Source organism: Streptomyces sp. NBC_01485 (assembly GCF_036227125.1).
Classification (GTDB): domain Bacteria; phylum Actinomycetota; class Actinomycetes; order Streptomycetales; family Streptomycetaceae; genus Streptomyces.
Window position 1 is genome coordinate 6645905 of the sequence record NZ_CP109435.1, and the last position, 26132, is coordinate 6672036.

The 26132-nt window shown below is 70.3% G+C and carries 25 protein-coding genes and 2 riboswitches; of the genes, 16 read left to right on the forward strand and 9 right to left on the reverse strand.

Annotated elements, in window-relative coordinates:
• Positions 1 to 11: 11 nt before the first annotated feature.
• The 4 genes from OG352_RS30185 to gcvT form a co-directional block, all read right to left on the reverse strand.
• A complete protein-coding gene (locus OG352_RS30185) occupies positions 12 to 1379 on the reverse strand; it encodes an L-serine ammonia-lyase (protein WP_329221261.1) in 1368 nt (455 codons plus the stop codon).
• A gap of 131 nt (positions 1380 to 1510) precedes the next feature.
• On the reverse strand, positions 1511 to 2821 hold the full coding sequence (gene glyA / locus OG352_RS30190) for a serine hydroxymethyltransferase (protein WP_329221262.1): 1311 nt from the start codon (positions 2819 to 2821) through the stop codon (positions 1511 to 1513).
• 14 nt (positions 2822 to 2835) lie between these two features.
• Positions 2836 to 3213 carry a glycine cleavage system protein GcvH gene (gene gcvH, locus OG352_RS30195; protein ID WP_329221264.1) on the reverse strand — a complete coding sequence of 126 codons (378 nt, stop codon included), beginning with the start codon at positions 3211 to 3213 and terminating at the stop codon, positions 2836 to 2838.
• A gap of 200 nt (positions 3214 to 3413) precedes the next feature.
• Complete coding sequence (gcvT, locus tag OG352_RS30200) at positions 3414 to 4535, reverse strand: glycine cleavage system aminomethyltransferase GcvT (RefSeq protein WP_329221265.1); 1122 nt, start codon at positions 4533 to 4535, stop codon at positions 3414 to 3416.
• Between the two features lie 37 nt (positions 4536 to 4572).
• A riboswitch (glycine riboswitch) is annotated at positions 4573 to 4690 on the reverse strand.
• A riboswitch (glycine riboswitch) is annotated at positions 4691 to 4804 on the reverse strand. It lies immediately after the preceding riboswitch.
• A 240-nt stretch (positions 4805 to 5044) separates the two neighbouring features.
• Here gcvT and OG352_RS30205 point away from each other — a divergent pair.
• The 10 genes from OG352_RS30205 to OG352_RS30250 all read left to right on the forward strand — a co-directional run bounded on the left by OG352_RS30205 (position 5045) and on the right by OG352_RS30250 (position 16526).
• Positions 5045 to 5728, forward strand: coding sequence for an AAA family ATPase (locus tag OG352_RS30205; RefSeq protein WP_329221266.1), 684 nt, complete (start codon positions 5045 to 5047; stop codon positions 5726 to 5728).
• A 90-nt stretch (positions 5729 to 5818) separates the two neighbouring features.
• On the forward strand, positions 5819 to 6628 hold the full coding sequence (locus tag OG352_RS30210; protein ID WP_329221267.1) for an enhanced serine sensitivity protein SseB: 810 nt from the start codon (positions 5819 to 5821) through the stop codon (positions 6626 to 6628).
• 216 nt (positions 6629 to 6844) lie between these two features.
• Positions 6845 to 7609: an enhanced serine sensitivity protein SseB C-terminal domain-containing protein gene (locus OG352_RS30215; protein ID WP_329224022.1), complete on the forward strand. Its 765-nt coding sequence runs from the start codon at positions 6845 to 6847 to the stop codon at positions 7607 to 7609.
• A 384-nt stretch (positions 7610 to 7993) separates the two neighbouring features.
• Positions 7994 to 9001, forward strand: coding sequence for an ABC transporter permease (locus OG352_RS30220; RefSeq protein ID WP_329221269.1), 1008 nt, complete (start codon positions 7994 to 7996; stop codon positions 8999 to 9001).
• Positions 9002 to 9114: 113 nt separating this feature from the next.
• Positions 9115 to 10911, forward strand: a complete 1797-nt coding sequence (locus tag OG352_RS30225) for an ABC transporter substrate-binding protein (protein ID WP_329221271.1) — start codon at positions 9115 to 9117, stop codon at positions 10909 to 10911.
• Between the two features lie 110 nt (positions 10912 to 11021).
• Positions 11022 to 12020 carry an ABC transporter permease gene (locus tag OG352_RS30230; RefSeq protein ID WP_329221273.1) on the forward strand — a complete coding sequence of 333 codons (999 nt, stop codon included), beginning with the start codon at positions 11022 to 11024 and terminating at the stop codon, positions 12018 to 12020.
• The gene (locus tag OG352_RS30235) at positions 12017 to 13114 is read left to right on the forward strand and encodes an ABC transporter ATP-binding protein (protein WP_329221275.1); all 1098 of its coding nucleotides are present in this window, start codon (positions 12017 to 12019) and stop codon (positions 13112 to 13114) included. Before OG352_RS30230 ends, OG352_RS30235 begins: the two co-directional genes overlap by 4 nt.
• Positions 13111 to 14325: an ABC transporter ATP-binding protein gene (locus tag OG352_RS30240; protein ID WP_329221277.1), complete on the forward strand. Its 1215-nt coding sequence runs from the start codon at positions 13111 to 13113 to the stop codon at positions 14323 to 14325. Before OG352_RS30235 ends, OG352_RS30240 begins: the two co-directional genes overlap by 4 nt.
• 96 nt (positions 14326 to 14421) lie before the next feature.
• Entirely contained in the window at positions 14422 to 15813 is a 1392-nt protein-coding gene (locus tag OG352_RS30245) for a M1 family metallopeptidase (RefSeq protein ID WP_329221279.1), read from the forward strand.
• A 56-nt stretch (positions 15814 to 15869) separates the two neighbouring features.
• Positions 15870 to 16526: a trimeric intracellular cation channel family protein gene (locus OG352_RS30250; protein ID WP_329221281.1), complete on the forward strand. Its 657-nt coding sequence runs from the start codon at positions 15870 to 15872 to the stop codon at positions 16524 to 16526.
• Here the strand turns inward: OG352_RS30250 and OG352_RS30255 are convergent.
• Complete coding sequence (locus tag OG352_RS30255; RefSeq protein ID WP_329221282.1) at positions 16435 to 17688, reverse strand: alpha/beta hydrolase; 1254 nt, start codon at positions 17686 to 17688, stop codon at positions 16435 to 16437. The genes OG352_RS30250 and OG352_RS30255 overlap by 92 nt on opposite strands.
• Positions 17689 to 17863: 175 nt before the next feature.
• Between OG352_RS30255 and OG352_RS30260 the strand changes: the two genes are divergently transcribed.
• Positions 17864 to 18724 carry a thioesterase family protein gene (locus OG352_RS30260; protein ID WP_329221284.1) on the forward strand — a complete coding sequence of 287 codons (861 nt, stop codon included), beginning with the start codon at positions 17864 to 17866 and terminating at the stop codon, positions 18722 to 18724.
• On the opposite strand, the gene OG352_RS30265 is transcribed toward OG352_RS30260, so the two are convergent.
• The gene (locus tag OG352_RS30265) at positions 18711 to 19310 is read right to left on the reverse strand and encodes a TIGR03086 family metal-binding protein (RefSeq protein ID WP_443072380.1); all 600 of its coding nucleotides are present in this window, start codon (positions 19308 to 19310) and stop codon (positions 18711 to 18713) included. The genes OG352_RS30260 and OG352_RS30265 overlap by 14 nt on opposite strands.
• A gap of 79 nt (positions 19311 to 19389) precedes the next feature.
• Here OG352_RS30265 and OG352_RS30270 point away from each other — a divergent pair, with 79 nt between their 5' ends.
• Positions 19390 to 20391 carry a helix-turn-helix transcriptional regulator gene (locus OG352_RS30270; RefSeq protein WP_329221286.1) on the forward strand — a complete coding sequence of 334 codons (1002 nt, stop codon included), beginning with the start codon at positions 19390 to 19392 and terminating at the stop codon, positions 20389 to 20391.
• Positions 20392 to 20504: 113 nt separating this feature from the next.
• Positions 20505 to 20897, forward strand: a complete 393-nt coding sequence (locus OG352_RS30275) for a hypothetical protein (protein ID WP_329221287.1) — start codon at positions 20505 to 20507, stop codon at positions 20895 to 20897.
• A gap of 125 nt (positions 20898 to 21022) precedes the next feature.
• Here OG352_RS30275 and OG352_RS30280 read toward each other — a convergent pair whose 3' ends face one another.
• Positions 21023 to 21649, reverse strand: a complete 627-nt coding sequence (locus tag OG352_RS30280) for a TetR family transcriptional regulator (RefSeq protein ID WP_329221288.1) — start codon at positions 21647 to 21649, stop codon at positions 21023 to 21025.
• 122 nt (positions 21650 to 21771) lie between these two features.
• On the opposite strand from OG352_RS30280, the gene OG352_RS30285 reads away from it, so the two are divergent.
• The 3 genes from OG352_RS30285 to OG352_RS30295 all read left to right on the forward strand — a co-directional run bounded on the left by OG352_RS30285 (position 21772) and on the right by OG352_RS30295 (position 23551).
• Entirely contained in the window at positions 21772 to 21939 is a 168-nt protein-coding gene (locus tag OG352_RS30285) for a hypothetical protein (protein ID WP_329221290.1), read from the forward strand.
• 56 nt (positions 21940 to 21995) lie between these two features.
• Positions 21996 to 22262, forward strand: coding sequence for a DUF4190 domain-containing protein (locus OG352_RS30290; protein ID WP_329221291.1), 267 nt, complete (start codon positions 21996 to 21998; stop codon positions 22260 to 22262).
• Positions 22263 to 22387: 125 nt separating this feature from the next.
• Entirely contained in the window at positions 22388 to 23551 is a 1164-nt protein-coding gene (locus tag OG352_RS30295) for a cysteine desulfurase family protein (RefSeq protein WP_329221293.1), read from the forward strand.
• 94 nt (positions 23552 to 23645) lie between these two features.
• On the opposite strand, the gene OG352_RS30300 is transcribed toward OG352_RS30295, so the two are convergent.
• Together OG352_RS30300 and OG352_RS30305 are read right to left on the reverse strand one after the other, a co-directional pair.
• Complete coding sequence (locus OG352_RS30300) at positions 23646 to 25226, reverse strand: multicopper oxidase family protein (protein ID WP_329221295.1); 1581 nt, start codon at positions 25224 to 25226, stop codon at positions 23646 to 23648.
• A gap of 224 nt (positions 25227 to 25450) precedes the next feature.
• The gene (locus OG352_RS30305; protein WP_329221297.1) at positions 25451 to 26110 is read right to left on the reverse strand and encodes an N-acetylmuramoyl-L-alanine amidase; all 660 of its coding nucleotides are present in this window, start codon (positions 26108 to 26110) and stop codon (positions 25451 to 25453) included.
• Between the last annotated feature and the right edge of the window lie 22 nt (positions 26111 to 26132).

Below are 26132 nucleotides of genomic sequence, written 5' to 3' on the forward strand. Positions count from 1 at the left end.
GGCCCATCCCCTCAGCACTCGATGATGTTGACCGCCAGCCCGCCCCGCGCCGTCTCCTTGTACTTGACGCTCATGTCCGCGCCCGTTTCCTTCATCGTCTTGATGACCTTGTCCAGGGACACCTTGTGGGAGCCGTCGCCGCGCATGGCCATCTTCGCCGCCGTGACCGCCTTCACCGCGGCCATGCCGTTGCGTTCGATGCAGGGGATCTGGACCAGGCCGCCGACCGGGTCGCAGGTCAGGCCGAGGTTGTGTTCCATGCCGATCTCGGCGGCGTTCTCGACCTGCTCCGGGCTGCCGCCCAGGACCTCCGCCAGTGCTCCCGCCGCCATCGAGCAGGCGGAGCCGACCTCGCCCTGGCAGCCGACCTCGGCGCCGGAGATGGAGGCGTTCTCCTTGAAGAGCATGCCGATCGCGCCGGCGGCGAGGAGGAAGCGGACGACGCCGTCCTCGTCGGCGCCCGGCACGAAGTTCATGTAGTAGTGCAGGACCGCCGGGATGATGCCGGCCGCGCCGTTCGTGGGGGCGGTGACGACCCGGCCGCCGGCCGCGTTCTCCTCGTTCACCGCCATCGCGTACAGCGTGATCCACTCCATGGAGTGGGCCAACGGGTCGCCCTCCGCCCGGAGTTGACGGGCCGTCATCGCCGCGCGACGCCGGACGCGCAGGCCGCCCGGCAGGATGCCCTCGCGGGACATGCCCCGGGACACGCAGGCCTGCATCACCCGCCAGATCTCCAGCAGGCCTACCCGGATCTCCTCCTCCGTGCGCCAGGCGCGCTCGTTCTCCAGCATCAGGGAGGAGATCGACAGGCCCGTCTCCTTCGTCAGGCGCAGCAGTTCGTCGCCCGTGCGGAAGGGGTACTTCAGGACCGTGTCGTCGAGCTTGATGCGGTCCGCGCCGACCGCGTCCTCGTCCACGACGAAGCCGCCGCCGACCGAGTAGTACGTCTTGGCGAGGAGCTCCGTGCCCTGCGCGTCGTACGCCCACAGCGTCATGCCGTTCGCGTGGTAGGGCAGGGCCTTGCGGCGGTGCAGGATCAGGTCGTCGTCGAAGGAGAACGGGATCTCCCGCTCGCCCAGGAGGTTCAGCCGGCCGGCGGCCTTGATCTGTTCGACCCTGGCGTCCGCGCCCTCCACGTCCACCGTCCGCGGCGAAGCGCCCTCCAGGCCGAGCAGGACCGCCTTCGGAGTGCCGTGACCGTGACCGGTGGCGCCGAGCGAGCCGTACAGCTCGCCGCGGGCCGACGCGACGGAGTCCAGCAGGCCGTCGCCGCGCAGTCGCCGCGCGAACATGCGGGCCGCGCGCATCGGGCCGACCGTGTGGGAGCTGGACGGGCCGATGCCGATCGAGAACAGGTCGAAGACCGAGATGGCCACGGTGACTCCTCAATACAGGGTGGTGCAGGGGGAGGGGCGCCCCGTTCCCGCTCATCCACGAGTGTGCGGGGCGCCCCACAAAAAGGAACTACGTGAACTATGTGAACTACGTGACCTATGCGGACCGCTGACTACTTGCTCAGGCCCGGGTACAGCGGATGCTTGTCCGCCAGTGCGACGACCCGCGCCTTCAGGCCGTCCGCGTCGCGCGACGCGTCGTACGACGGCTTGAGCGCCGTCGCGATCACGTCCGCGACCTCCGCGAAGTCCTCGGCCGTGAAGCCGCGGGTCGCGAGGGCCGGCGTACCGATCCGCAGCCCGGACGTCACCATCGGCGGCCGCGGGTCGTTCGGGACCGCGTTGCGGTTGACCGTGATGCCGACCGAGTGCAGCCGGTCCTCGGCCTGCTGCCCGTCCAGCTCGGACTCGCGCAGGTCGACGAGGATCAGGTGCACGTCCGTGCCGCCCGACAGGACGTTCACGCCGGCCTCACGGGCGTCCGTCGCCGTCAGCCGCTCGGCGAGGATCCGCGCGCCGTCCACCGTGCGCCGCTGGCGCTCCCTGAACTCCTCCGAGGCCGCCACCTTGAAGGAGACCGCCTTCGCCGCGATCACGTGCTCCAGGGGACCGCCCTGGAAGCCCGGGAAGACGGACGAGTTCAGCTTCTTCGCGAAGTCCTTCCTGGCCAGGATGATGCCGCCGCGCGGGCCGCCCAGCGTCTTGTGGGTGGTGGACGTCACGACGTCCGCGTACTCGACGGGGTTCGGGTGCAGCCCCGCCGCGACCAGGCCCGCGAAGTGCGCCATGTCGACCCACAGGTAGGCGCCGACCTCGTCCGCGATCCGGCGGAACTCGGCGAAGTCCAGCTGACGCGGGTACGCCGACCAGCCCGCGATGATCACCTTGGGGCGGTTCTCCTTGGCGAGCCGCTCGACCTCGGCCATGTCGACCAGACCGGCGTCGTCCACGTGGTACGCGACCACGTTGAACTGCTTGCCGGAGAAGTTCAGCCGCATCCCGTGGGTCAGGTGGCCGCCGTGCGCCAGGTCCAGGCCGAGGATGGTGTCGCCGGGCTGGGCCAGGGCGAACAGCGCGGCCTGGTTGGCGGAGGCCCCCGAGTGCGGCTGCACGTTGGCGTACTCGGCGCCGAACAGCTCCTTGATCCGGTCGATCGCGATCTGCTCGGCCACGTCGACGTGCTCGCAGCCGCCGTAGTAACGGCGGCCGGGGTAGCCCTCGGCGTACTTGTTGGTCAGGACCGAGCCCTGCGCCTCCATGACCGCGAGCGGAGCGAAGTTCTCCGACGCGATCATCTCGAGCGTGGACTGCTGGCGGTTCAGCTCGGCGTCGAGCGCGGCGGCGATCTCCGGGTCGAGCTCGTGCAGGGGCGTGTTCAGGACGGACGTGAGCTCAGAGACGGGCTCAGAGATGGGCTCGGACATGCGTCTACGACTCCTCAGCCGGCGGTGTAGGCGGTGTACTCGTCGGCGGACAGCAGCTCCTGCTGCTCGCCCGCGACCCGTACCTTGAACAGCCACCCGCCCTCGAAGGGGGCGGAGTTCACCAGCGACGGGTCGTCGGCGACGTCCTGGTTGACCTCGACGATCTCGCCGTCGACCGGCGAGTACAGCTCGCTGACCGACTTGGTCGACTCCAGCTCGCCGCAGGACTCACCCGCGGTCACCGTGACACCGACCTCCGGGAGCTGGACGAACACCACGTCGCCGAGCGCGTTGGCCGCGTGCTCCGTGATGCCGACCGTCGAGACGCCGTCCTCGGCGCCCGACAGCCACTCGTGCTCCTTGCTGTAGCGCAGCTGCTGGGGATTGCTCATGGCCTGAATTCTCCTGTACGCGGGGGAGTGCTGATGAATGGGGGTCTGCTGGAACCGTGCGTGAGCAGCGCGAACGTGCGCAGGGTCACGCACGGGGGACGCGACTTCGGTCCGTGACTCCGGACCGTGACTCCGGACCAGTGTCCACTTCTGGCCGTGACTCCGGGCCGTGACTCCGGCTCCAGTGTCTACTTCCGGGTCTACTTCCGGCGCTTGTAGAAGGGCAGTGCCACGACCTCGTACGGCTCGTGGGCGCCCCGGATGTCCACACCGACGCCCGGGGTTCCCGGCGCGGCGTGGGCCGCGTCGACGTACGCCATCGCGATCGGCTTGCCGAGGGTGGGGGAGGGGGCGCCGGAGGTGATCTCGCCGATCACCGCGCCGCCCGCGACGACCTCGTACCCCGCGCGCGGGACGCGACGGCCCTCGGCGACCAGGCCGACGAGGACGCGCGGGGGCTTCTCCTCGGCCCGGGAGGCCGCCGCGGTGAGCGCCTCGCGTCCCACGAAGTCGCCCTCCTTCTCGAACTTCACCACCCGGCCGAGCCCGGCGTCGAAGGGGGTGAGGGAGGTGCTCAGCTCGTGCCCGTACAGCGGCATGCCCGCCTCCAGGCGCAGCGTGTCCCGGCAGGACAGCCCGCACGCGACCAGACCGACGCCCTCGCCCGCCTCGGTCAGCGCCTGCCACAGCTCGACGGCGTGCTCCGGCTTCACGAACAGTTCGAAGCCGTCCTCGCCGGTGTAGCCGGTGCGCGCGATGAGCGCGGGGACACCGGCGACGCTTCCGGGCAGACCGGCGTAGTACTTCAGGCCGACGAGGTCGGCGTCGGTGAGCGAGGCCAGGATGCCCGGGGCCTCGGGTCCCTGGACGGCGATCAGGGCGTAGGCGTCACGGTCGTCGCGCACCTCGGCGTCGAAGCCGGCGGACCGCTCCACCAGGGCGTCCAGCACGACCTGCGCGTTGGAGGCGTTGGCGACGACCATGAACTCCGCGTCGGCGAGCCGGTACACGATCAGGTCGTCGAGGATGCCGCCGTCCCCGTCGCAGATCATGGTGTAGCGGGCGCGGCCCACTCCGACGGCCGCCAGGTTGCCGACGAGCGCGAAGTTCAGGAGGGCGGCCGCCTGCGGACCGGTCACCGTGATCTCGCCCATGTGCGAGAGGTCGAAGAGCCCGGCCCGCGTGCGGACGGCGTTGTGCTCGTCGCGCTCGGAGCCGTAGCGCAGGGGCATGTCCCAGCCGGCGAAGTCGGTCATGGTCGCGCCGAGCGCACGATGCAGGGCATCGAGGGCGGTGTGACGGAGTGGGGTGTTACTGCTCATCGGACGGTCGTCTCCCAAGGCATGACGGCGAGGTCGTTCCTCCCCATCTGTCATCGGAACCTGAGAGGTTCGTCATGACAGCCCGTGCGACGGGGTCGGTCATGACTTGCACCTTGGGTGGAGCCACCGGAGGGTGACCCGCTTTTCAGATGTGCCTCGCCCGCGCGGTAACGGGGACCTGAGAGATTCAAGGGAGGGACTTGCTCCTTCGGCGCCCCAGCGCAGCCAAGCGAAGCTGCTGATGCTGAGGACTCTCCCGCGCGGATTCGAACGGCCGGTATGCAGTTGGCGCGGCCATCATTGCACGGGCCGCCCCGATCGCGGCAGGCCAGATCCGTAACCGGCCCGCCCCCATCCGTAATCATCCCGCCCCACCCGTAACCGGCCTGCCCGCATCTGTAACCGGCCTGTGTCGGTACGCGCACGAAATCGCGAGGCGCGACGCATTACCTTCTCTTTACGCTCGGTGGGGATGAGGACTTACCTGACCCCAGGGGAGGACGATCACGGTGAACAGGACGACCACGGCGAGGACCACCGCATTCGCGACCGGCTCGGGACTGGCGCTGCCCGCGCAGCCCGGTGCCCCGATCCGGGAGGCGTGCGGCGCGCAGCCCGAGCCCGTCGTCCGCGACCTGCGGGAGCGGGCCGGCCGCAGCCCGCACGGCCTGCTCTTCGGCCCCCGTGATCTGGTCGTGGTCACCGGCCTGCCCGGCAGCGGCAAGTCCACGCTCATGAAGCGGGCCGTCAACGGCGTCCGCATCGACTCCCAGGACACCCGCGACCGCTGGGACGCCCGCGCGCCGCGCTTCCTGCCCTACGCCCTCTACCGCCCCCTCGTCCGCCTCGCCCACTACGCCGGACTGCACCGCGCCCTGCGCGGCGGCGAGGGCGTCGTCGTGCACGACTGCGGTACGCAGACCTGGGTGCGCGACTGGCTGGCCCGCGAGGCCCGCCGCCGCGGCGGCACCCTCCACCTGCTCCTGCTCGACGTCGGCGCCGACACCGCCCTGGAGGGCCAGCGCGAGCGCGGCCGGGGCGTCTCCCGGTACGCGTTCCTGCGCCACCGCCACGCCGCCTCCCGGCTGCTGCGCTCGGTGGAGAAGGGCCGGCTGCCCGAGGGCTGCGGCTCGGCGGTCCTGCTCGACCGCGCCGCGGCCGACACACTGCGCCGGATCGGTTTCACGGGCTGAGGGCCCGCAGGCTCGGGGACTGTCCCCGGCACCCGCTAGCCTTCAGCCACAGCAGAGTGAAGTGAGCAGTTCTTAGCAGGCGGTAGGCAGATGGACTTCCCCCCGGCGGACTTCCCGGCGGACTTCTCCGCGGACTTCCCGGCGCAGGCGCACCCCCATTCGCACGGCGGATGGCCCGGCAACGAGCTGGAGGAGGTGCTCTCCGTCTCCCTCGGCGTGCCCGGAGCCGGCGGCCGGATCGTCGAGGTGCTCGGCCGCAGCTTCGTCTGGGTGCCGCTCCCGGGCGGCGGCGGCCCGCACAGCGGCCCCCTCGACCTGCCCACGCTGGAGCTCGACGGCCAGGTCTACGTGCCGGTCTTCAGCTCCGAGGAGCAGTTCCGCCAGGTCGCCGGCTCGCACATGTCGTTCACGATCGCACCGGCCGTGGAGTTCGCCCGTGGGCTGCCCCCGCAGGTGGGGATCCTGGTGAACCCCGAGGGCACGGTCGGCATCCCGCTGCCGCCGCCCGCCGTGGCCGAGCTGTGCCGGGCTGGCCGCACCCTGCTGGACGGCCCCTCGAGCGGCGGCCGGGTCCGCCTCTACGAGCCCGACTGGCAGGACGACCCGGTGGACTTCCTGGCCGCGGCCTCGGCCGAGTTCGAGGCCACGGGCGTGGTCCGCACGGCCCGCCGCTGCCTCGCCGCGATCGAGACGGCGGACCCGGTGATGTTCGTCGGCGTCGAACTCTCCCACCAGTGGGAGGGCGACCTGCGCGCGATCCCCCTGGAGGCCCTGGGCAGGGCCCTGAACCGGACCCCACCCCCCTGGCCGGTCAACCTGCTCCTCCTGGACGTCACCCAGGACCCGGTGGGCGAATGGATGAGGGACAGGGTCCGCCCCTTCTACACGAACGGCTACTAGCAAACTCCGCCAGGGGCAGCATCCTCAGGGGCGCGGGGCTGTGTCCTTTTGCGGCTCCGCCGCGGGGCGCGACAAGGCACAACCGACCCGCACCCGCCAACGCACCACAAGCCCCGAGCCCTTGGGCGCTTAAGGTGGACTCCAACGCAGGGCAACTTCCCGAAGGGGCGATAAAAAGTGAGCGCTGGCACTGCCGCGACCGGCTCGGTCGAGCACATGCTGCGCCAGGTCACGCCCGGGCGCTACGACGCCTACGAGGCGCTGCTGCGCGCGCTCGCGACCCCCGTCTCCGGCCGGCTCTGGATGCTCCTGTGGCACGGCCAGGCCGGCTCCCCGGACGCCCAGTACGGGAACATGGAGGTCGACGGCCACGGCTACGCGCCCTGCGTGACCTCCGCCCAGGAGCTCAGCGCGAGTGGCTGGAACCGCTCGTACGAGGTGGTCGACGGAGTCGACGTGGCCCGCACCCTCTACCCCGACCACTACGGCCTCTGGCTGAACCCGCATGCCCCCGGCGGCGGCGTCGGCATCCCCTGGCTGGACCTGCGCCGTATCGCCACCGGTCTGGAACGCCAGCCCGCGGGCCCGCTGCGGCTGTCCGAGCCCGGCATCGAGATCCCGCAGTTCTACGCCCTGCTCGCGCAGAACGCCCACCGCACCCCGGCGGTCCGCGCGCTGCGCCGCGCCTGGGTTCAGCCCGCGCTGGGCGCGCCCTACCTGGCCCTCGGGCTCGACGTGTACGACTCCTCGCCCTCGGCCGTGGACGCCGTACGGGCGATGATGCAGCAGTCGATCGGCGCGGTGCCGGACGGGCTGCCGGTGTCGACGGTCGCCATGACCGACGAGTACGACCCGGTCGTGATGTGGATGCGCGCCAACGCCCGCCCCTTCTACGACCGCGAGGCCCACGCCCACGCCCCGGCACAGGCCCAGGGGGCTCCCGCAGGCGGCTACGGCTACCCGCCCAGCGCACGCTACTGACGTCCGCGGCCTCACCCACCGCTCCCGCCCCTCTCGCCGCGCCCACTCCTTCCGCCGCTCCCGCGCCTCCCGATTCTCTGGTTTCCTACCGTGAAGTAGGTTTCAGATGTCTTCGCGCGTAGATGGCGGCGATTGATCCCGTTTCTGTCCGGTCCGACCCGATTCATTCGCGTCCGAGGGGCGTTACCAGGCGTCCGGATAACGGAATCCTTCTACCCGCATCACGTTTACGCATCCATTCACGGCCAAGTCTGGCAACAGATCGCCAAAGCGTTGAAGACTCCCGCACCAGGGGGGCTTCTCCCCTGCGTATTACGGACTGATCACGCCGCTACAGCGGCAAGTGCGGGCCGGCTACCGCCGGTTGAGAGGGGTCCCTGCCAGATGACGGCACCATTGCACGAGCCGACCGCGGAAGCGGCCCCGAGCGCGGCCGAGGAAGCGGCGGTAGCAGCCGGCGACGCCAAGGCCGTACAGGGTCGTTCCCTGGGCCGGATCGCCTGGGAGCGCCTCAAGCGGGACAAGCTGGCCCTCACGGGCGGCGTCGTGGTGCTCTTCCTCGTCGTGATCGCGCTGTTCGCGCCGGTCATCACCGGGCTGCTCGGGCAGGACCCGAACGAGTACCACGAGAACCTCATCGACCCGCTCTTCGGTACACCCACGGGCTCGTTGGGCGGTGTCAGCGGCGAGCATCTGCTCGGCGTCGAGCCGATCAACGGCCGTGACATCTTCGCCCGCATCCTCTACGGCGCCCGGATCTCCCTGCTGGTCGGCTTCCTGTCCGCAGTGGTCGCCGTGATCCTCGGAACGGTGCTGGGCATCCTCGCCGGCTTCTTCGGCGGCTGGGTCGACTCCCTGATCAGCCGGGTGATGGACGGTCTGCTGGCCTTCCCGCAGCTCCTGTTCATCATCGCGCTGGTCTCCGTCATGCCGAGCGACATGCTGGGCCTCACCGGCTCCAGCGTGCGTGTCTTCGTGATGATCCTGGTCATCGGCTTCTTCGGCTGGCCCTACATCGGACGCGTGGTGCGCGGCCAGACGCTCTCGCTGCGTGAGCGCGAGTACGTCGAGGCCGCCCGGTCGCTGGGCGCGGGACGGCTGTACATCCTGTTCAAGGAACTGCTGCCCAACCTCGTCGCCCCGATCGTCGTGTACACGACGATGATGATCCCCACCAACATCCTCACCGAGGCGGCGCTGAGCTTCCTGGGCGTCGGCGTCAAGCCGCCCACCGCCTCGTGGGGACAGATGCTCTCGAGCGCGATCGACTACTACGAGTCGGACCCCATGTACATGGTGGTCCCGGGTGTGGCGATCTTCATCACCGTGCTGGCCTTCAACCTCTTCGGCGACGGCGTCCGGGACGCGCTGGACCCGAAGGCGTCCCGCTGACCGCTGAACCGCCGACGAACGACCGCCGCATCACGGCACCCCAGCACCCCAGCACCCCAACCGTCCCGTGGCCTTCACACGGGGTCTCTCATCTATCCGGAGGATCCGAGATCGTGACTACCCAACGCACCTCAGGGCGGCGGAAGCAGGCATTTGCCGCTGCCGCCGCGGTCGCCGCGCTGCTGACCACGGCGGCGTGCGGCGGTGGCGGAGACGACGACAAGGGCTCGAGCACCGGCGCCGCCGGCTTCGACGCCGCGAACAACAAGGTCGCTCAGGCTTCGCTGGCCAAGAAGGGCGGCACACTGAAGTTCGGTGCCGCGCAGGACGCCGACTCGTGGGACACCACGCGTGGCTACTACGGCATGATGTGGAACTTCGCGCGCTACTACAGCCGCCAGCTCGTCACGAACAAGGCCGAGCCGGGTGCGGCGGGCGCCGAGATCACTCCGGACCTCGCCACCTCGACCGCCAAGGTCACGGACGACGGCAAGACCTACACGTACACCCTGCGTGACGGCTCCACGTGGGAGGACGGCAAGCCGATCACGTCCAAGGACGTGAAGTACGGCATCGAGCGCGTGTGGGCGCAGGACGTGGTGTCCGGCGGCCCGACGTACCTGAAGGACGTGCTGGACCCCAAGGGCGAGTACAAGGGCCCGTACAAGGACACGTCCGCGGACAAGCTGGGTCTGAAGGCGATCGAGACGCCGGACGACAAGACGATCGTCTTCAAGCTGCCGCAGGCCAACTCGGACTTCGAGGAGATGCTGGCCCTGGTCTCGGCCTCGCCGGTCCGCCAGGACATGGACACCAAGGCCAAGTACGGCCTGAAGCCGTTCTCCTCGGGCCCGTACAAGTTCGCGTCCTACAGCCCGGGCAAGGACCTCAAGCTGGTCCGCAACACCTCCTGGAAGCAGGCCTCGGACCCGGTCCGCAAGGCCTACCCGGACGAGATCACCATCAAGTTCTTCTCGGACGCCAACCAGCTCGACCAGCGCCTGCTCAGCGGTGACCTGGACCTCGACCTGAACCAGACCGGCATGTCGCCGCAGGGCCGCACCACCGCCCTGAAGGAGCACAAGGCCAACCTGGACAACCCGGTCACCGGCTACATCCGTTACGCGGTCTTCCCGCAGAGCGTCGCGCCGTTCAACAACATCGAGTGCCGCAAGGCGGTCATCCTCGGCGCCGACCACGTGTCGCTCCAGACCGCCCGCGGCGGCCCGGTCGCCGGTGGCGACATCGGCACCAACATGCTGCCGCCGTCCGTCCCGGGTTCCGAGGGCCAGAAGTACGACCCGTACGCGATCTCCGGTGCCAACAAGAGCGGCAACGAGGCCAAGGCCAAGGAGGCCCTGAAGGCCTGCGGTCAGCCGAACGGCTTCAAGACCACCATCGCGGTGCGGAACAACAAGCCGGTCGAGGTGGCCACCGCCCAGTCCCTCCAGGCGTCGCTGAAGAAGATCGGCATCAGCGCCGAGATCGACCAGTACGACGGCTCGCAGACCTCCGGCATCATCGGCAGCCCCTCGAACGTGAAGAAGAAGGGCTACGGCATCATCATCATGGGCTGGGGTCCGGACTTCCCGTCCGTCCAGGGCTTCGGTCTGCCGCTGTGGAACAGCAAGTACATCGCGGAGAGCGCCAACAACAACTACGCGCTCATCAACGACAAGGCCATCGACGGTCTGTTCGACTCGTACGTCACCACGCTGGACGACGCCGGCAAGACCAAGATCGCCACGGAGATCAACCACAAGGTGATGGAGGGCGCGTACTACCTGCCCTTCGTCTTCGAGCGGTTCCTCAACTGGCGCTCGGACAACCTGGCGAACGTCTACACCACCGACGGTTACAGCGGTCAGTACGACTTCGTCAACCTCGGTCTGAAGAACCCGAAGAAGTAGTCCCGGCACACCCGCCGAACGGCACGAAAGGCAGGTGAAGGCCGGCGCGGCGTGATCGCGGGCCATCGGAAGACCTCCGGTGGCCCGCGGTCCGCGGCGGGCCGAGAGCTGTGCTCGCTTATCTCATCAGGCGGTTGTTCGCCGCCGCAGTGATGCTCGTGGTCATCGTCATGGTGGTCTTCGGCATCTTCTTCCTCATCCCCAAGTGGGCCGGCGTCGACATCGCCCTGAGCTTCGTGGGCAAGCAGGCCGACCCGGCCGCGGTCGAGGGCGTGCGGGAGAAGCTGGGTCTGGGCGACCCGATCTACGCCCAGGTCTGGGAGTTCTTCAAGGGGATCTTCGCCGGGCGCACCTACACGGGCGGCGGCGACTCCATCCACTGCGCCGCTCCGTGCTTCGGCTACTCCTTCCGCAGCGAGCAGGCCGTCTGGCCGGTGCTGACCGACCGCTTCCCGGTGACCCTGGCTCTCGCGCTCGGCGCCGCCGTGCTGTGGCTGATCCTCGGTGTCTCGGCGGGTGTGCTCTCCGCGCTCAAGCGGGGCAGCCTGTGGGACCGCGGCGCGATGGTGATCGCGCTCTCGGGCGTCTCCCTCCCGATCTACTTCACCGGCATGCTCGCCCTGTCGGTCTTCGTCTACGGACTGGACCTGTTCGACGGTCAGTTCGTGCCCCTGGAGGACAGTTTCAGCGGCTGGTTCGGCGGGATGATCCTGCCCTGGGTCACCCTCGCGTTCCTGTACGCGGCCATGTATGCCCGCATCACCCGGGCCACCATGCTGGAGATCCTCGGCGAGGACTACATCCGCACCGCCCGCGCCAAGGGCCTCAAGGAGCGGACCGTCATCGGCAAGCACGCCATGCGCTCCACGATGACTCCGCTGCTCACCATGCTCGGCATGGACCTCGGCGCCCTCATCGGCGGCGCGATCCTGACCGAGACGGCGTTCAACCTGCCCGGTCTCGGCCAGGCGGTGCTCAACGCCATCAAGAACCAGGACCTGCCCATCATCCTGGGCGTCACCCTGATCACTTCTCTGGCGGTGCTCGTCGCCAACCTCGTGGTGGACATCCTGTACGCCGTGATCGACCCCCGAGTGAGGCTCTCGTGACCGAACTCAGCAAGAGCGGAGCGGCCGTGGGCGAGCCCACCCCCGCCTCGCCCGCGCCGACCTCCTTCCTCGAAGTGCGCGACCTCAAGGTGCACTTCCCCACCGACGACGGTCTGGTCAAGTCCGTCGACGGGCTCAGCTTCCAGTTGGAGAAGGGCAAGACCCTCGGCATCGTGGGCGAGTCCGGCTCCGGCAAGTCGGTGACCTCGCTCGGCATCATGGGCCTGCACACCGCCGGCCAGTACGGCAAGCGCAAGGCGCAGATCTCCGGCGAGATCTGGCTGGACGGCACCGAGCTGCTGTCCGCCGACCCGGACCACGTGCGCAAGCTGCGCGGCCGGCAGATGGCGATGATCTTCCAGGACCCGCTGTCGGCGCTGCACCCGTACTACACGATCGGCCAGCAGATCGTGGAGGCGTACCGGATCCACCACGACGTCGACAAGAAGACCGCCAAGCGCCGTGCGGTCGAGATGCTCGACCGGGTGGGCATCCCGCAGCCCGACAAGCGCGCCGACAGCTACCCGCACGAGTTCTCCGGCGGTATGCGCCAGCGCGCGATGATCGCGATGTCGCTGGTCAACAACCCCGAGCTGCTGATCGCGGACGAGCCGACGACCGCCCTGGACGTGACCGTCCAGGCGCAGATCCTCGACCTCATCCGGGACCTGCAGAAGGAGTTCGGCTCCGCGGTCGTCGTCATCACCCACGACCTGGGCGTCGTCGCCGAACTCGCCGACGACATCCTGGTGATGTACGGCGGGCGCTGCGTCGAGCGGGGTCCGGCCGACAAGGTGTTCTACGAGCCCCGGCACCCCTACACCTGGGGTCTGCTCGGCTCGATGCCGCGGCTGGACCGCGAGCAGCAGGAGCGCCTGATCCCGGTCAAGGGCTCCCCGCCCTCGCTGATCAACATCCCGTCCGGCTGCGCCTTCAACCCGCGCTGCCCGTACGCGGACCTCCCGAAGGACAACGTGACCCGCACCGTCCGGCCCGAGCTGGCCGAGGTCGGCAGCCGGCACTGGGCCGCCTGCCACCTGGGCACGGAGCAGCGGGAGCGGATCTGGACCGAAGAGATTGCGCCGAAGCTGTGAGTGACGACGAGAAAGCGGTGACGATTCCCGCGCAGGCCGACGCTCCGACGGAGCAGGGCGCGACCCTCACCAAGGACGCCGCCCCCGGCGAGGTGCTGCTGAAGGTCACCGGGCTGCAGAAGCACTTCCCGATCAAGAAGGGCCTGCTCCAGCGGCAGGCCGGGGCGGTGCACGCGGTCGACGGCATCGACTTCGAGGTCCGCTCCGGCGAAACCCTCGGCGTCGTGGGCGAGTCCGGCTGCGGCAAGTCCACCATGGGCCGGCTGATCACCCGGCTGCTGGAGCCGACGGCCGGCAAGATCGAGTTCCAGGGCAAGGACATCACGCACCTCGGGGTCAGCGGCATGCGTCCGCTGCGCCGCGACGTGCAGATGATCTTCCAGGACCCGTACTCGTCGCTGAACCCGCGCCACACCATCGGCACGATCATCGGCGCTCCCTTCAAGCTCCAGGGCGTCGAGCCCGAGGGCGGCATCAAGAAGGAAGTGCAGCGGCTGCTGTCGGTCGTGGGCCTCAACCCCGAGCACTACAACCGCTACCCGCACGAGTTCTCCGGCGGTCAGCGCCAGCGCATCGGCATCGCCCGCGCGCTCGCCCTGAACCCGAAGCTGGTCGTGGCCGACGAGCCGGTCTCGGCGCTGGACGTGTCGATCCAGGCCCAGGTCGTCAACCTGCTGGACGACCTCCAGCGGGAGCTGGGCCTGACGTACGTGATCATCGCGCACGACCTCTCGGTGGTCCGGCACGTCTCGGACCGCATCGCGGTGATGTACCTCGGCAAGATCGTGGAGCTGGCCGACCGGGACCTGCTCTACAAGTCGCCGATGCACCCGTACACCAAGGCGCTCATGTCGGCGGTGCCGATCCCGGACCCGCGGCGCAGGAACGCCAAGAGCGACCGGATCCTGCTCAAGGGCGACGTGCCCTCGCCGATCTCCCCGCCGAGCGGCTGCCGCTTCCACACCCGGTGCTGGAAGGCGACGGAGATCTGCAAGACGACCGAGCCGGTGCTCGTGGAGCTGCGGCCCGGCCAGCAGGTCGCCTGCCACCACCCGGAGAACTTCGCGGACCAGGCCCCGCAGGACACCGTCCTGCTGACCGCCGCGAAGGAGGCGGCGGAGCTGGTCCCGGACGAGATCCTCGCGGAGTCGGCCGACAGTGACAGCGACACCGACAGCGGCAGCGACAGCCAGGAGTCAACCGGCAAGTAGCGCATGACGAGTTGGCAAAGTCATGCACATGCCCGAACGGGAGAGCGCAGGGTCGTCCGTGTCCGATTGATCGGCACACGCTCGAAGGGACGACCCATGGCACTCTCCCGTTCGGCACGTTTAGGAGCCCTCGCGACAGCGGCGGCCTCGTTCCTCGTCATCGCCGCCTCCTCCGCCCCCGCCCCCGGCGCGGACGGCATCGGCGACACGTACTTCCCGCAGCTCGGCAACGGCGGCTTCGACGCCCGCCACTACGACCTGAGCCTCGCCTACAACCCCGACACCGACCGTCTCGACGGCCGTACGACGCTCACCGCCCGCGCAACCCAGAACCTCTCGTCCTTCGATCTGGACCTGCAGAAACTGGAGGTCACCCGGGTCGAAGTGGACGGCAGACGCGCGCAGTTCACCCGCGACGGCGACGAGATCCGGATCACCCCGCGCGGAGTCCTGCGCAAGGGCCGGACCTTCGAGGTCGCCGTCACCTACGGCGGCGTCCCCGAACCGCTGGGCGGCCCCATCGTCTTCGGCTCCGACTACGGGTGGATGAAGACCGCCGACGGCGTCTTCGTCGCCTGCGAGCCCAACGCCGCCTCCACCTGGTTCCCGTCCAGCGACCACCCCTCCGACAAGGCCACCTACGACATCCGGATCAAGGCGCCCAAGGGCCTGACCGGAGTCTCCAACGGCCGGCTGGTCTCGACGTACGACAAGGGCGGCTCGACGTACACCCACTGGCGCGAGTCGAAGCCGATGGCGACCTATCTCGCGACCGCCACGATCGGGAAGTTCGACGTGCGGACGGGGCGGACCCCCGGCGGCACCCCGATCTACGTCGCCATCGACCCGGTGCTCGCGAACAGCAACACCGTCGACGTGTACGCCGTGACGGCCGCCGCCACCGACTACTGGTCGCAGGTCTTCGGGCCGTACCCCTTCGAGGAGACCGGCGCGATCGTCGACGACATGCCGGAGGCCGGGTTCTCGCTGGAGGTGCAGTCCAAGCCGGTGTACTCGGCCGTCCGCAACGAGACGACGATCGTGCACGAGCTGGCCCACCAGTGGTTCGGCGACTCGGTGTCCGTGGCGCACTGGAAGGACATCTGGCTCAACGAGGGCTTCGCCACCTACGCCCAGTGGCTGTGGGCCGAGCACCAGGGCACCCGGTCGGCGCACGCATCCTTCCTGGCCGGCTACAACGCCCGCCCCGCCGACAGCGCCTTCTGGCGGACGGCCGTCGGAGACCCGCAGCGCGACACCATGTTCGCCTCCGCCGTCTACCAGCGCGGCGCGATGACCCTCCAGGTACTGCGCGAGCGCATCGGCGACGCCGCCTTCTTCAAGCTGCTCCCCACCTGGACCAGGCTGCACCGCTACGGCAACGCGGACACCGCCGACTTCGTCCGGCTCGCCGAGAGGATCTCCGGGCAGCAGCTCGACGACCTCTTCCAGACCTGGCTCTTCACCACAGGGAAACCGTCCCTGTAGGGCCGTGCAGCCTGGCTTTGTAAGGTCCACCCCTTCCGCTGGGTGACAATGTAAGGGTGTTCCAGCAAATATTCAGCCCCTCCGTCCAGCACACGCTCGACCTCGTCGGCATCTTCGTGTTCGCCATCTCCGGCGCGCTGCTGGCCGTCCGCAAGAACTTCGACGTGTTCGGCATCGCCATGCTCGCCGAGGTCACCGCGCTGGGCGGAGGGCTGTTCAGGGACCTGGTCATCGGGGCCGTGCCCCCGGCCGCCTTCACCGACCTGGGGTACTTCCTCACCCCGCTGCTCGCCGCCCTGCTGGTCGTCTTCCTCCACCCGCAGGTGGAGCGCATCCAGACCGGCGTGAACGTCTTCGACGCGGCCGGCCTCGGCCTGTTCTGCGTCACGGGGACCACGAAGGCGTACGCCCACGGGCTCGGCCTCACCGCCTCGGCCGCCCTGGGGATGGCGACCGCCGTCGGCGGCGGGGTGCTGCGCGACGTGCTGGCCAACGAGGTGCCCTCGCTGCTGCGCTGGGACCGCGATCTGTACGCGGTCCCGGCGGTCGTCGGCGCCGCCATGGTGGTGCTCTGCATCCGCTACGACGTGCTCACCCCGCTGACCAGCGGGGTGGCCGCGGTCACCGCTTCCGTTCTGCGGTTGCTCGCGATGCGCTTCCACTGGCGAGCGCCGCGTGCTTGGAACCGTCGTTCGACGGTGCGTGAGGAGTAGCCCCCTTCCCCTTCCCGCCACCACCGACGCCGCCGACGGCGTGCTGGTCGAGCTGCGTCGTCAGCCAGCGGAACGCCGGGACCACCTGCGGCCGCCACAGCGCCATGGTGTGGCCGCCCGCGCTGCTCGGGATGTAGACGACGTGCACGGCCGTCGGCGCCTTCGCCTCCCGCCGCAGGGCGAGGGCCGCCTCGTAGCCGTCGTGCGGCTGACCGGAGAGGTAGAGCGCCACCGGGGGCGGCACGGCCGCCTTGCCCAGCAGCAGGTACGGGTTGTTCGCCCGGCGCAGCTCCGGGTCCTGGGCGGCGAGGGAGTTGCGCTCGACCATCGGGTCGCTGTACCCGGACAGGCTCACCGCCGCCCGGTAGCGGTCGGGGTGGGCGACGGCGAGCTTGGCCGCGCAGTGCCCGCCCGACGAGTACCCGGCGACCGCCCAGCCCTTGGGCGCGGACTGGACCCGGAAGTTGTCCTTGACCATCTTCGGTACGTCGATGCTCAGCCAGGTGTCGGCGTTGACGGTGCCCGGCACGTTGGCGCAGCCGGTGTCCACGCCCGGCAGCAGCGTGGTGCGCGGCGCGACCAGGATGAACGGCGCGACCTTGCCCGCGCGCATCAGCGGCGCCAACTGCTCGTGCACGTGCAGCGTCCCGTACCAGGACTTCGCGGAGCCCGGGTAGCCCGGCAGCAGCTCCACGACGGGGAAGGTGCGGTGCGCGTAGGCCGGCTCGTTGTACTGCGGGGGCAGCCAGACGTAGACCTCGGCGTTCACGCCGGAGACGCGGCCCTGGACGTCGGTGACGCGCACCCCGCCGGCCGCGCGCATGCCCGGCCCCTCGGCCTGGGTGAACTTCTGCGCGACCTTGGGCAGCCGGTCCAGGGCGATGCCGCCGGTGCCGTCGACGCCCAGGTCGGCGGCCTGCTGCACATGGGTGCCGGTGCCCAGCAAATCCTCCCAGGTGTCGTACAGGCCGTTGGAGTTGTTGACCACGACGAAGACCAGGGCGACGGCCGTGCCCTGCGCGAACATCAGCATCAGTACCCGGGCCGCGGCGCGCAGGACCCGCGGCCCGCGCAGTCGCGACCACGCCAGCAGCGGCAGCGCGACGGCGACGACGGACAGCGCGATCAGGGTGTAGAGGAACGGAGTCCCGGTGAGGCTCATGTCCTTGCAGAGGGGAAAACGGGCGTCGAGGTTACGGACGAGTTCGGACACTTACCAAGAAATGGCGGGACTCTCAAGGGAACCTCAAGAAAATCTCGAGGGAACCTCACCGCGCGGCGTCTCGCGATATGATGGAAAGCTACCGCTTAGTAATGACCTGTTGTACCGTTCGGCCATGCCAGAAGCAGCGACCACGGCAGCCCGGCGGCCCACCATCGGCGACAGCGAGTTCGACCGCGACACCGCGCTCACCCGGCGCTCACCCGGTGTCTACGACATCGACCTCTCGGCCGGCTGGACAATCATCAGCGCCGTCAACGGCGGCTACCTCCTCGCCGTCCTCGGCCGCGCGCTCGCGGACGCCCTGCCGCACCGCGACCCGTTCACGATCTCGGCGCACTACCTCACGGCCTCCCGGCCCGGCCCCGCGGTCGTCCGCACGGACCTCGTCCGCACCGGCCGCACCCTGTCCACCGGCCAGGCCTCGCTCTTCCAGTACGACGAGGACGGCGTCGAGGTCGAGCGGATCCGCGTCCTCGCCTCCTACGGCGACCTGGACGCGCTCCCCGACGACGTCCGCACGACGGCGAAGCCCCCGGCGCTGCCGCCCCTCGACCAGTGCTTCGGCCCCGCGGATGGACCCGCGCCCGTCGACGGCAGCTCCGCCATCGTCGACCGGCTGATGCTCAAGCTGGACCCGTCCACCGTCGGCTGGGCGCTCGGACAGCCCTCCGGCAAGGGCGAGATGCGGGCCTGGTTCGGCCTGAAGGACGGCCGCGACCCCGACCCGCTCGCCCTCCTGCTCGCCGTGGACGCCCTGCCGCCCACCGCCTTCGAGCTCGGCCTGCGCGGCTGGGTCCCCACGGTCGAACTGACCGTCCACGTCCGCTGCCGTCCGGCCCCCGGCCCCCTCCGCGTCTCCATCACCACCCGCAACCTCGCGGGCGGCTTCCTGGAGGAGGACGCCGAGGTCTGGGACAGCGCGGACCGACTGGTCGCGCAGTCACGGCAGTTGGCGCGGGTCAGGCTCGGCTGAACGGCTCCCGCCCCAGCCACGCCGCCAACTCTGCGTAACCGTCGGCCCCTTCGGGGGCCGGCCGGGCCGAGGCGAACGGCGTGTCCGCGTCGCGCTGCGGCTCGGGCAGGGTGCGGCGGGCGGCCGCGAGCGCGAACTCGCCGAGTTCCGGGTCGAGTCGGCGGGGGCGGCCCAGGGCCTCGCTCAGATCCCAGGTGTGCGTCACGATCTCCATCGTGTAGCCCGACAGAGCCGCGTGGCCGGGCACCTCGCCCCACGGGACCCGGACCGGCTCCGTCATCCGCTCGTCCCGCTCCCAGGCCTTGAGCACCCGCGTCCTGACCTCGTCGTAGGCCTGCGCCCAGCCGTCGTCCGGCACCCCGTCGGCGAACGGCCGTACGGCGAGCCCGTCGCCGCCCTCGCCCACGACCGCGATCCGGAGGGTGCCGCCGACGATGTGGCTCAGCAGCGTCCGCACGTCGAACTCGGCACAGGGGGTCGGACCGGCGAGCTGTTCGGCGCGCACGGTCCGGATGAGGGCGGCGGCCTGCTCGGTCGCGCGGGTGTAGGCGGGGCGGGGGTCGGTGGCGTTCATGTCCGTCTTCATGGGCTGGAGTCTCGTCCCATAACCTGACAGTTTCCGTCAGCATTTGCGGGTGGCTCGGCGTGGGCGTGATCCTGGGGCGGTGAAGTCCGACCGACTCCTCTCGATCCTGCTGCTCCTGCAGACCCGTGGCCGGGTGCCCGCGCGCGAACTCGCCGAGCGCCTGGAGGTGTCGGTGCGCACGATCTACCGGGACGTGGAGGCGCTGTCCGCCGGCGGTGTCCCGGTCTACGCCGAGCGCGGCCGGCACGGCGGCATCGAACTGCTCGCCGGGTTCCGTACGGACGTCACGGGGCTGACGGCCGACGAGTCCCGCGCCCTGTTCATCCTGGCCGCGCAGGGCGCGCACGCCGCCCTCGGCCTCGACGCGGCCCTCGGCTCGGCGCTGCGCAAGGTGATGGCCGCGCTGCCGGCCCCGCACCGCCCGGCCGCCGAGGCGACCTCCCGCCGCATCCTGGTCGACGCCACGCGCTGGAAGGGCGGACCGCGGCAGACGGTGGACCTCGACGCGTTGCAGGACGCGGTCTTCGCCGACCGGCGGCTGAAACTGAGCTACCGGCACAGCGGCGAACCGGAGCCGCGCACCTACACGGTCGATCCGTACGGCCTCGTCTCCAAGGCGGGCGTCTGGTACCTGGTCGCCGACCGGCGGGCGCGGCCCCGGCTCTTCCGCGCCGACCGGGTGCGTACGGCGACGGTGCTGGACGATCCGGTGCGGCGGCGCGGCGTCGAACTCGCCGACGTGTGGGAGGTGTTGCGCCGCCGGGTCGAGGAGCGGGCCGGGGGAGTCGACGTCACGGTCAGGGTCCGGCGCGACCTGCTCGACATGTTCCTGCGGCTGACCGCCCCCTCACTGGTGTCCCTGCCGCAGGGCGACGGCGTGAGCGAGTGGGTCACGGTGTCCCTGTCGTACGGCTCCGTGCGCGAGGCGCGTCAACTCCTCCCGTTCTCCGGCCAGGTGGAGGTCCTCTCCCCGCCGGAGGTGCGCGAGGAACTGCGCGCGGCGGCCGCTTCTGTCACGGAGCTGTACCAGCCCGCCCACCGGGCCTCTGCGGAGAACTCGCAGGTCGGCGAGGTTTCTTGAGGGGCGCTTGACCTGATTGACAGGCGGGGGACAGAGGAGGCTCAAGGAAGCCCTAAGCGCCGTTGGTTGAGTTCGCGCCTCAGGTCTTCTCATCGTCCCTGGAGCTGTTTCTCATGAAGCGTTCGCTGATGCCCGTCCGTCTCGTCCCCGCGGTGGCGCTGCTGGCGCTCTCGCCCCTCGCCCTGGTGGCCTGCGGCTCGGGCGACTCCTCGTCCTCCTCCTCGAACAGCGGCACGTCGAGTCAGCAGTCCTGCTCGCCGCCGTCCGGCAACCCGTCGGGCATGCCGAGCGGAGCTCCGTCAGGTGCTCCTTCGGGTGCGCCGAGCGGTGCTCCTTCCGGGCAGCCGACGGGCACTCCGACCGGTGTCCCGTCGGGCGCCCCGAGCGGCGGTCCCGGCGGTGGCGGCCAGGGCGGCCCCGGCGGCGGTCAGGGCGGCGGCGGCGGGTGCGGCGGCCAGGGCGGCGGTCAAGGGCAGCAGGGCCAGCAGGCGCAGCAGCAGGGCTGACCGGCGGTTCACCCGCACGGTCACCATCAGGGTCACCTCACACGGTCACCCACAGGGGCGGCGCACTCGGGAACGGGTGCGCCGCCCCTGGGCGTTGCCGCAGCCGGGCGCAGCCGCAGCCGGGCTCAGTCCAGCCAGTGGTGGCGGCCGATGCTGATGAGCCGCATCTGATGTGTCGCGCGCCGGCTGATCCGCTCCCGTTCCTCCGGCGAGGCCTCCAGGGACTCCAGGAACAGCGAGGCCGTGATGAGCATCTGGTCGACGTAGAGGTGCGAGAGCATCAGCAGGTCGTCGTCGCTCCAGCCCTCGGCCTCGGTGTCCTTGGCCAGCTCGGTCTTCACCTCCTCGGCGAACCGGCCCAGTTGCTCCCGGATCGCCTCCCGCACCGGCTGGACCCCGCCGTGCCGCTCGCGGGCGATGAAGCGGACGTGCGCGGGCTGGGCGTCCACATGGCCGGCGATCAACTCGACGGCGCGGGTGATGCGTTCCTCGCTGGTGTCGGCCGTGGTCACGGTGGTCCGGATCATCGGGTGCAGGCTGCCCAGCGCCTCTTCGACGAGGGCCACGCCCAGGTCCGCGGTGGAGCGGAAGTGCCGGTAGAAGGCGGTGGGGGCGACTCCGACGGCGCGGGTGACCTCGCGCAGGCCCAGGCTGCTCAGGCTCTGCTCCTCCAGCAGGCCCAACGCCGCGTCCAGCAGCGCCTGCCGGGTCTTCTGCTTCTGGGCCTGCCTGATGCCGAAGGTGTGACTCATGTCATCCAGTTAACAACTGTTCTCCGTAATAGGAAAGTCGAGGGGAGCGTTAGACTCCGGAGTCAGTGAACAACTGTTACCACAACTGTTCACCCAGACTTTACGAAGGGGGATCCGATCCCATGCTGTTCCTCGTCGCCGCACTTCTGCTGCTCGGTGTCGTCATGGGCACCGTCGCCCACGCGCCGTTCGTCTTCACCGTCGTCGCCGCCACCGTGATCGCCGCCTGGCTCGGCATCTTCGCGCTCCGCGAGCGCCACGGCCGCCGCCGGCAGACCCCGACCCACTGACCGACCGTCGTCCGTCCACCGACGGAAGCGACGGAACCGACAGGAGCTGAGCAACCATGCAACTCACCGCCCCGGCCGCGCGCCGCACCGGCGTCCGGGACGCCGACGGCATGGCCGTCGCGTCCTTCATCCTGGGCCTTCTGGGCCTGCTCGTCCTCAACGTCTTCCTCGGACCGATCGCCGTCGTCCTGGCCGCGGTCGCCCTCTGGCGCGGTACGACCCGCCCCGGCCGCGCCTACCTCGGCCTGGCCCTGGGCGTCGCCGACCTCCTGATCCTGGCGGCCTTCATCCAGGCGGACTCGACGATCTCCTGGAGCTTCTGACCGGCCACGGGCCGGCCTCGTGAGCGGCGGCAGGCGCCGTTCGGGCAAGGCGCGTGGCCCGGGCTGCGGTTCAGGGGCACCTTGAAGCGAGGGCGACCACCCGGCCCCGTAGAATCGTGGCCACCATGGCATACCTCGACCACGCCGCGACGACCCCGATGCTCCCCGAGGCGGTCGAGGCACTCACCGCGCACCTGGGCATCACCGGCAACGCCTCCTCCCTCCACGCAGCCGGCCGCCAGGCCCGCCGCACGGTCGAGGAGGCCCGTGAGACCCTCGCCGAAGCGCTCGGCGCCCGCCCCAGCGAGGTCGTCCTCACCTCCGGCGGCACCGAGGCCGACAACCTCGCGGTCAAGGGCCTGTACTGGTCCCGCCGCGACACCGACCCGGCCCGCACCCGCGTCCTGGCCAGCCCCGTCGAACACCACGCGGTCCTCGACGCCGTGCACTGGCTCGGTGAACACGAGGGCGCCACGGTCGAGTACCTGCCGGTCGACTCCCACGGACGCGTCCACCCGGACGCCCTGCGCCAGGCCGTCGCCCGCAACCCCGACGACGTCGCCCTGGCCACCGTCATGTGGGCGAACAACGAGATCGGCACGCTGATGCCGGTCCGCGAACTGGCGGACGTGGCGGCCGAGTTCGACGTCCCGCTGCACGCCGACGCCGTCCAGGCCTTCGGTCAGGTCCCCGTCGACTTCGCCGCCTCCGGCCTCGCCGCGATGACCGTCTCCGGCCACAAGATCGGCGGCCCGTACGGCATCGGCGCCCTCCTCCTGGGCCGCGAGTACACCCCCGTACCCGTCCTGCACGGCGGCGGCCAGGAACGCGACGTCCGCTCCGGCACCCTCGACGTCCCCGCGATCGCCTCCTTCGCGGTCGCCGGACGCCTCGCCGCCGAGCAGCGCGAGTGGTTCGCCCGCGAGATCGGCGCCCTGCGCGACGCCCTGATCGACGCCGTCCGTACGGCCGTCCCCGAAGCGATCCTCGGCGGCGACCCCGTGGACCGGCTCCCGGCCAACGCCCACTTCACCTTCCCGGGCTGCGAGGGCGACTCGCTCCTGCTGCTCCTGGACGCCCAGGGCATCGAGTGCTCCACCGGCTCCGCCTGCACCGCCGGCGTCGCCCAGCCCAGCCATGTCCTGCTCGCCACCGGCACCGACCCCGACCTGGCCCGCGGCACCCTCCGCTTCTCCCTCGGCCACACCTCCACCGAGGCCGACGTCGAGGCCGTCGCCAAGGCCATCGGCCCGGCGGTCGAACGGGCCCGCGCGGCGGGACTGACGTAACACCGCGCCCCCCGCGTCGGGCCAGGGGCCGCCGCCGGCACTTCCACTGCCGACGGCAGCCCGCTCCTGAGACAGGGCGTTCCTGGGGAAGGCCCTAGCTCTCCGTGACCATGAGGGCCGCCATCATGCCCTCGTCCTCGTGCTGGAGCAGATGGCAGTGGAGCATGTACATGTACGTGTCGTCGGTGAAGTCGGTGAACTTCATCGCGATCTTGATGGAGCCGCCGCCGACCACCTCGTAGGTGTCGAACCAGCCCAGGTCGACGCCGGTGGGCGCCGCGCCGTTGATCTCGATCAACTGGAACGGCACGTCGTGCAGATGGAAGGAGTGCTCCAACTGCGTCCCGTTCTTGATCGTCCAGACCTCCTCGGCGTCCAGCGTGGTGCTGATCATCGCCATGCCGGACATGGTGGTGCCGACCGAGCCGTTGATCGTCATGTTCTGCCCGCTCTGGCCGAGGGTGATCGTCCGCGCGGTGAAGGCACTCGTGTCGTACCGGGTGATCGTGTTGAGCGCGCTCGGCAGGTCGGCGGGCGTGTCGGAGGCGTCCGGAGTCACCGTCAGGAAGTCGTACGTGCCGCTTCCGCCGCGGATCCAGCCGGTCGTGACGACGGCCTGGAGCGTGACCGCGTCCTCCAGGTCGAGGACGAACTCGGCGCGGGCGCCGGCCACCAGCCGGATCGACGTCACCTCGGTGGGCGCGGTCAGATACCCCTGGTCGGTGGCGATCTGGGTGAGCGTCCCGCCGTCGCCGCGCTGGACCGTCATGATGTCGGCCGGTGAGGCGTTCAGCACCCGGAAGCGCGTGCGCTTCCTGGTGGCCGTGAACCCGAGGGTGGTCGAGTCGACGTTGGTGCCGTTGCACAGCACCGGGTAGCTGAGGTTGGAGGCGAGGTAGCCGCTGATGTCGTACTTGATGTCACCGCTGCTGTCGGCCGCCAGGCACTGCAGGACGATCGGGATGTCGTCGACGCCGTACTCGCTCGGCAGCGCGGCAGAGACGTCCGAGTCGTCCTCGACGATGATCAGGCCCGCCAGTCCGTGGACGACCTGCTCGGCCGTGGTGCCCAGGGCGTGCGGGTGGTACCAGAGGGTCTTGGCCTCGTCCTTGACCTCGAAGGTGGGCGACCAGGTCACGCCGTCCGCGAAGGCGTTCTGCGGGCCGCCGTCCATCTTGGGCGGGATGTGGGCGCCGTGGAAGTGGACCGAGGTGTCGGTGCCCAGGGTGTTGGTGATGTTCAGCAGGACCGTGTCGCCGGTGGTCCACTTCATGGTCGGGCCGAGGAACGTCCCGTTGTAGCCGGCGGTGGTGCTGCTGACGCCGCTGACCACCTCGTTCGTGCCGGTCTTCGCGGTCAGGGTGTAGGTGGTGGTGCCGTCGGTCGTGGTGCCCTCCAGCAGGTCGGGGATGGTGAGGGTGCCGGTGGCGTCGGCAGCGGCAGCCTTGTCGCCGTTGCCGCCCGTCAGCAGCGAGAACGTCGCCCCGGCGGCCCCGACGGCGGCCAGCCCGGCCGCTCCGGCCATCCCGCCGAGGAACTTCCGCCGGTGCAGGCCCTTCCCGCGCCCGCCCTTGGACTCCTTGCCGTGCTCGTCCTTGACGCCCCGGCCGCTCCGTGCGTGGGCGCCCTTGGTCTGCCGTCCCGCGCCGGAGACGGGATCTGTGGTGTGGGTCATGGCCGTAGAGCCTTGACCTAAGGCCTATGTAAAGACTGAGCCGAACTTAGGGGTGGGCCGAGGACGCTGTGCGACCGCCAGGTGCGCCGACCACCCTGAAAAAAAGCCAAGTTGACGGCACGCAGGTCATGTTCGGGGTACGGGACACAACGGACGGCCGACGCTCATCAATCGCTCACGATATCCAGTGCGTGTGACTTGCGTCACCCTGCGGAGGCGGAGGTTCAGGCAGCAGCCGTCCGCGCCTCCCGCACGAGCCGCAGATACCGGTCCCAGTCCCAGTGCTCACCGGGATCGGTGTGGTCCGTGCCCGGCACCTCCACGTGCCCGATGATGTGCTCGCGGTCGACGGGTATGTCGTACCGCCGGCAGACCGCGGCGGCCAGCCGCGCGGAGGCGGCGTACATCGCGTCGGTGAAGTCCTCCGGCCGGTCCACGAAGCCCTCGTGCTCGATGCCGACACTGCGCTCGTTGTACGCGCGGTTGCCCGCGTGGTATGCCACGTCCAGCTCGCGGATCATCTGTGTGACGTGCCCGTCCCGGCCCACGATGTAGTGCGCCGCAGCCCGGTGCCCCGGGTCCTCGAACGCCTTCACCGCGCTCGCCAGATCGCCCTGGGTGACATGGACGACGATCATGTCGACCCGGTAGTCGTCCGGCCGGTCCGCCCAGCGGAAGTTCGCCTCCGAGGCCTCCACCCACCGCGCGCCCCGGAAGTCGACCGCGCCTTCCACCCGCTGTCTGCGCACGCCCGGCAGCCGCCAGTACAGCCGCGCCAGCTCGTCACGCGCCAGCACCCCGGTGCCGACGGCGGCCACCGCCCCGCCGATCAGCAGCGCGCGCCGCCCGATCCGCCGGTCGGAGTCACCCGTCTTCTCCCCCATGCCCGTGCCCTTCCTGCCCTTT